General features: G+C 56.8%; 1 pseudogene. It reads right to left on the minus strand.

The window, feature by feature from the left end:
• Positions 1-549 (minus strand): annotated as a pseudogene (gene dnaN / locus FDX22_RS22530) (DNA polymerase III subunit beta); the annotation flags it as partial.

A 549-nucleotide genomic window follows, 5' to 3' on the forward strand; every position in this document is an offset into this window, starting at 1 on the left:
GCGGAATTTCTCGTTAGAGAGGATCGCCGCACGAGCAAACGCCTGTTTGAGGATATCGCAACCTGCTTCCAGATGTTTGTCCGGATTCTTCGGCAGTACGCGGCGATAATCCGGGAAACGACCGTCAACCAGCTTGGAGGTAAAGATGAAATCACCCACGTGCGCACGAATGTTGTTGCTGCCAATCTGCACGCGCAGCGGGTTATCGCCGCCGTCGAGCATACGCATCAGTTCAATCACGCCTTTACGCGGNTAGAGCACACCGCCAGGCGGTGACCGTCGGTCGCCACGGTACGCAGTTCTTCACCTTCGGTTTCAAACAGCATGCCGTTTAAGTAATAGCGCACATCCTGATGCGCCATTGAAAACTGCGTGGCTTCAATCAGACGCTTCATCGTCGCCTGCGGTAGCGTGAATTCGACTTCGCTCTGCCAGTCGTCCAGATTCGGGAAGTCGGCGGCAGGCAGCGTGGACAGCGAGAAACGGCTGCGGCCAGAACGCACCAGCATACGGTCGCCTTCCAGTTGAACGGCAATTTCTGCGCCTTCC

Origin of the sequence: Citrobacter sp. TBCS-14, assembly GCF_005280805.1 — a bacterium.
In the GTDB taxonomy this organism is placed as follows: Bacteria; Pseudomonadota; Gammaproteobacteria; order Enterobacterales; family Enterobacteriaceae; genus Citrobacter; species Citrobacter gillenii.